The 4,936-nt window shown below is 64.1% G+C and carries 7 protein-coding genes; all 7 read right to left on the minus strand.

Going from position 1 to position 4,936, the window contains the following annotated elements:
* A partial coding sequence (locus J3U95_RS27860) for a glycosyl hydrolase family 28-related protein (protein WP_229520135.1) occupies positions 1 to 1,056 on the minus strand: 1,056 nt, incomplete at its 3' end.
* Between the two features lie 7 nt (positions 1,057 to 1,063).
* Positions 1,064 to 1,381, minus strand: a complete 318-nt coding sequence (locus tag J3U95_RS27865) for a hypothetical protein (protein WP_208281719.1) — start codon at positions 1,379 to 1,381, stop codon at positions 1,064 to 1,066.
* 52 nt (positions 1,382 to 1,433) lie between these two features.
* Positions 1,434 to 2,381, minus strand: a complete 948-nt coding sequence (locus J3U95_RS27870; RefSeq protein WP_208281720.1) for a DUF5309 domain-containing protein — start codon at positions 2,379 to 2,381, stop codon at positions 1,434 to 1,436.
* Between the two features lie 9 nt (positions 2,382 to 2,390).
* Positions 2,391 to 3,335: a hypothetical protein gene (locus J3U95_RS27875; RefSeq protein WP_208281721.1), complete on the minus strand. Its 945-nt coding sequence runs from the start codon at positions 3,333 to 3,335 to the stop codon at positions 2,391 to 2,393.
* A gap of 111 nt (positions 3,336 to 3,446) precedes the next feature.
* Positions 3,447 to 3,671: a hypothetical protein gene (locus tag J3U95_RS27880; RefSeq protein WP_208281722.1), complete on the minus strand. Its 225-nt coding sequence runs from the start codon at positions 3,669 to 3,671 to the stop codon at positions 3,447 to 3,449.
* Between the two features lie 184 nt (positions 3,672 to 3,855).
* A complete protein-coding gene (locus J3U95_RS27885) occupies positions 3,856 to 4,161 on the minus strand; it encodes a hypothetical protein (RefSeq protein WP_208281723.1) in 306 nt (101 codons plus the stop codon).
* Positions 4,154 to 4,936: portal protein (locus J3U95_RS27890; protein ID WP_441295270.1), on the minus strand; the 783-nt coding region annotated here is incomplete at its 5' end. The genes J3U95_RS27890 and J3U95_RS27885, both read right to left, overlap by 8 nt.

A 4,936-nucleotide genomic window follows, 5' to 3' on the forward strand; every position in this document is an offset into this window, starting at 1 on the left:
GCAACCCTCGACCAGAACGTCCTGCATTTGCTCAGTCGTGCCGTTCATGTAGATGCCGTGGTAATAGGCGAAACTATTGTCCCACTCCCAATCGGAGTAATAACCTGTGCCGGTCAGTTCATTGTATTTTTGATCAGTAACCTCTTCCCATCGGCCAAGTGCGACATCTGCCAGGATGTTGGTCGCATCACTGGTATGCGGGACCAACAAGCGGAACGTACGCTGATTAGGCGAACGTGTTGTGACGGCCGTGCCGTCCAGATTCGTCGAGTACGCATCCGTCGTGCTGAAGTTATAACTTGTGCTCGGCTTCCACAGGTTCACGGTGGTGCCGCTGGTTGCGCCGCGCGACTTGTTGCCCTCGACGCGCAAGTTTAGTACTCGATGACGGTGCCCTGTAAGCGCCTCAATCACGCTGCCCTTGCGACCTTCGGCAGTGCTGATGTCGCTGTGATTCATTTTCTTCAGGTGACTACCGTAGCCTGCCCCCTCGATGGTCACATCGCTCTTGTTGCGCAAGGTTCCATCAAGGCGAAGTGTCGTGACCATGTAAGTACCGGTTGGCACATACACGCGGCCGCCGGTGCTTGGCAGCGAGTCGATCGCTTTCTGGATCGCGGCCGTGTCGTCCGTCACGCCATCCCCCACTGCACCGAACCGCTTCACGCTGACTGTTTCGTTCAGCGCGTTCTCAACCGTCATGGGCACGGCGCCTTCGCCAGCAGGTTGAAAGCCGATACGACTGGCGGCGGTAGGCAGCGCCGCCTGCGCCAACGTCAGCGGCGGATCATCGTCCGCGTCGTACAGCTCGATCTTGCGCGTCGCCGTTTCGATCTGCGCGCCAGCGAGCGTGAGGGTGTATTCGCCATTCGTCGCCTTGAAGCCGAAGTAGCCGTTCGCGTCGGTCGTCAGCGGGTTGGCCAGCACGGTCGACTCGTCGTCGGCGTAAAGCGTGGCCAACAGGCCATTCTTCGCGGTCACGGTGACCTGGACGCCCAGCATGGGTTGCAGCACGCCGCTCACCCGAGCGGTGACGTCTTGTTCGTATTTCAGCATGTGGGCCTCAGACAGAAGCGGTATCGATTACGAAATAGCGGTGGTCGGGATCGGCGAGGAAGCGGTCCATCAGGCGCGGGTCCTGCATCACGTCCTGGAAGCACTTGCCGATGCGGCGGGCCCAGGCGTCGAGCACGGTGACGGGAATCGACGCCACGTGGCGGTCGCCCATGCCGGTGCGGGTCAGGCCCAGGTTGTGTCGTTCCTTTGCGCGCTCGAGCGCCGGTGTCACGTCCTCGACGGTCTCGATCGCGCACTTGCCGTCCTGGGTGGTGTGCATGAAGGTGGCGCTGTAGCCGTTGAAGCGAAGAAGTCGTTTGCTCATAAAAAAAGCCGCCCAGTTGCCCGGGCGGCTCCGTTGAGGGTTGCGGAGGTGATCAGGCCGCCGGAACGATCAGGTCGCGAATCGCACCGTTGGCGGCTTCCTGCTTGCTCTCCAGCGTCCATTCGGTGTTGATCATGCGCTTCTTGCTGTCGCCGGTCTCGGCCAGGTCCTTGCCCTTCATCGGGCGCAGGGTCAGCAAGCGCCAGCGGCCCGGCTCGATCAGGAACAGCTCGCGATCACGCTGGTGGCGGCTGTTGATGATCGAGTAGCGGCCGAAGTCGCCGACATAGACTTCGACGGTCGCATTGAGCGTCTTGTCTTCGGTCTTGTCGAACTTGGTGGCGCCGCCGGTGAAGCCCGAAACCACCGAACGCTGCGAGCCCGGGACGAACAGCAGGGTAGGGTTGCCGCCCTGGGTCCAGCACTTCTGGGCAACCGACTTCAGCATGGCTTCGGTCAGCGCGACCTGGGTGCCGTCGGTCGGCGCCGTGTTGTTCTTGGCGTTCGGGTCGACGCCGGTCGCGCCTTTGACGGTGTTGGTGCCGATCCAGCCCAGCACACCGCGCGCCTGCGGCGCCACGCCGGCAGCAGCCGGGATCGCGGTCGTGTTCTGCAGCGCTGCGAATTCAACGTCGCGCTTCAGTTCGACCATCTTCTTCGCATCCTGGTAGGCCACCTCCGACTTGCGGCCAGCCTTCGACACTGCTTCCTGGGTGCCGGTGACGGCATAGGTGTCGTCCGAAATCTGGGTGCGGTTGCCGACGCGGTCGGTCGGGGTGATGGCGCCCGGGGCGCCTTCGTTGCCCTGTTCCTTGCGGTTGTTGCCGGCGGCGCGCAGCGAGTCGGTCTGCCATTCTTCATAGACGGCGGTCGCCTTGCCCTTGCCGATCGAGGAGATGAACGGCGTCTCCTCCGGGCTGATGTTGTAGATCTCGTCGGCCAGCGATTCGCGCAGGCCGTTCGAGCTGAAGGTTGCTACCGAGTTTGCCAATTGGGGCATGATTTGTCCTTACAGAGTGTGTTGGAGGAGGGCCGCGAAGTTGTCGAGCGACTTGTTCTTCGCGAACTTCTTGAGGTTGATCTCGACACCAGTCGTCGTGGCCGTCGAGGTTTGCTTCGCCGGCTTCACCGGCGCCGCCTTGACTTTGTTGACCGCGCCAGGCGCCTTCGCCTGCAGCGTCTTGTGCTGCATGGCGTCGTGCACCAGGCGGACGAAGCGTGGGTCGGTGATGCGGCCCAGCTCCTGGTCGGTGAAGCCGTAATCCCGCGCGGTGGTGCTCAGCTTGCCGAGCAGCTCCTGGTTGAAGCCCGGGATCGACGTCTGCAGGTCAGACAGCATGCGCTGCTGGGCCTGCTGGAACTGCTGTTGCTGCTGTGCTTGCTGCTGCTCTTGCGCCTGCTGCACGCGGCCGGCAATGCCGCCGCGCTGCTCGCGCAACGCCTGCAGGTGGGTCACGACGTCGACGTAGCCGGCCGGGTCGCTGTTGCGGTCGATCGTGGGAATCGCCTGCTCGAGCGCTGCGATCTGCGCGTTGACGGCATGCAGGTGGCCCAGGTCGGCCGCGAACGTCTCGGCCACCTGGTACTGCTGCTGGATGTGCTGGACCGTCTGTTCCCGCTCCTGCGCGAAGGTCTGCGTCTTGTGACGGTAGTCCTGCTCGCGCATGTAGCCGAGCTTCATCTCGGCGACGGGAACCTCGAACTTCTCACCGCTCGCGGTTTCCCAGCTCACAACGGTGTCGTCCAGCGATTCCGGCGCCGCCGGTTGATCGCCTTCACCCTCGACGGGTTGCTGCTGGTCGCCTTCCTGCTCGGGCTGGCCTTCGGTATCGTCGTTTTGCGCCTCCGCGTTGGGTTGGGCGTTGTCGGGATCCTGGTGGTCCTGCGAATCGTCCGCCTCGAGGGCGGCCGCGAGCTGGTCGATGCTGGTGATGCTTTCGGTTTCTACTGCCATTGCTCATCCTTCCAAAGGAATGTGACTCCCAAACAAAAGCCCGCGCATGGCGGGCCTTGGGTTGGTCTTTTCTCGGGTCGCGCTCGAGGGCGCGCGACATGCCCGGGTGGTTTAGTGCGTGCTGCCGTCGCTGTACGTGGCGGACAGCGGGCCGGGGGCGATCGGGAAGCCCGAGTACACGCCAGCGTGATGCCGCGGCTTCGCGGCCGGGTGGCTCAGCGCGGTGACGACCAGGTCGACATCCTGCGCTGCGCGTTCGTGGCCGGCGATGAAGTCGTCCAGCTCGGGCACAGGCTTGTCCGGTGCCGGCGCGGCGGCCGCTTCCGGTTTTGCCACCTCGACCAGAGGCGCTTCGGCCGGCTGTTCGACAGGCGACGTTGCACTTTCGGATGAGTCTGTTGCAGCCGGCGGCTGGTCCGTTGCATCTTCTGGCGCCGGCGGCGCGGCCGGCTGGTCGATCGTCGGTGCCGGCGCGGCGGCCGGTGCTGGTTCAAGTTTCGGCGTTGCCGCGCTGGGGGGCTTACGGGCCATAGAGTCGCTCCTTTATGCGAGTGGCGATGGATTTGCGTTCTTCCTCGGCGCGCAGCTCGGCGCTGGCCAGCTCACCTTCCCGCAGGACGAGTTCGAACACGGATTCGAAGCGGCGCTTCGCCTGCAGCAGCCGGTGCAGGTGCTCCCGGCCCTCGACGTCGCGCAGCGGCACGTCCTTCCAGGCCTCGGTGATGCCGTCTTCGATGGTCTTCAGCGCCTCGACCACCATCGGATCGGTCATGATCCGTTTGGCCGCGTCGGCGCGGTTGATTGCTGCGTACTGCTCGTCATTCATGGAACGCTCCTGGTGCGGTCGGCGCCGCTGCTGGTGGTGGCGCCGCCCGGGTTGCCGCTTCGAGGTCCTTGCGGTCCTGCTCGCGGGTGGCGACGGCCTCTTTCAGGGCCAGCTCGCGCTCCTTGATCTGGAGCTCGATGCCTTTGATCTGCAGGTCGAGCTGTCGCATCTCCTTATCGGCCGCGATCTTCTCGCGCTGGCCCTGCAGCTTGATCTCCTCGGCTTTCACCTGGGCGTCGGCCAGGATCTGCTCGGGCATCGGCGGCGGCGGCCCGGGTGGTGGCTGCTGCACGGTGCTCGGATCGTTGAAGAACTGGTCGATGCCCTTGATGTTCATCGCCTTGAGCAGGGCGCGGTAGGCGTTGTACAGCTTCACCTGGTCGAACATCGGCGAGCCGGAGGCCATGAGCTGCTTCTGCTCGTTGATGACCATCTGCAGGTTCATCACCGTCTCGGCCTTGTCGCCGGTGCCCAGGCCGACGTTGACCGTGGCATCCATCTCGTCCGACCAGGTTCGTGGGTCGAACTGCACCCAGGTGCCGCGCATGCGCACGGTGGCCGCCTTGTCCTGGTGTTTGCACACCAGCTTGAGCAGCAGCTTGAACAGGTCCTTGACGCCCGTCTCGGCCAAGATGCGCGCGATCATCTGCAGGCGCTGCTGGCTGGCCGACATGATCTTCGTCACGCCGGTGGCGGTCTTGTTCAGGCTGTCCGCCTCGAGGCCCTGGTTGTACCTGGTGATGCCGGTCCGGATTTCGCGGCGCGTGTCCATGAA

Origin of the sequence: Massilia oculi (assembly GCF_017582745.1) — a bacterium.
In the GTDB taxonomy this organism is placed as follows: Bacteria; Pseudomonadota; Gammaproteobacteria; order Burkholderiales; family Burkholderiaceae_D; genus Telluria; species Telluria oculi_A.

What these genes read in the sequence shown, in the direction of transcription:
- J3U95_RS27865 (WP_208281719.1), bottom strand. Translation starts at nt 1,381, where the DNA reads ATGAGCAAACGACTTCTTCGCTTCAACGGCTACAGCGCCACCTTCATG.
- J3U95_RS27870 (WP_208281720.1), bottom strand. Translation starts at nt 2,381, where the DNA reads ATGCCCCAATTGGCAAACTCGGTAGCAACCTTCAGCTCGAACGGCCTG.
- J3U95_RS27875 (WP_208281721.1), bottom strand. Translation starts at nt 3,335, where the DNA reads ATGGCAGTAGAAACCGAAAGCATCACCAGCATCGACCAGCTCGCGGCC.
- J3U95_RS27885 (WP_208281723.1), bottom strand. Translation starts at nt 4,161, where the DNA reads ATGAATGACGAGCAGTACGCAGCAATCAACCGCGCCGACGCGGCCAAA.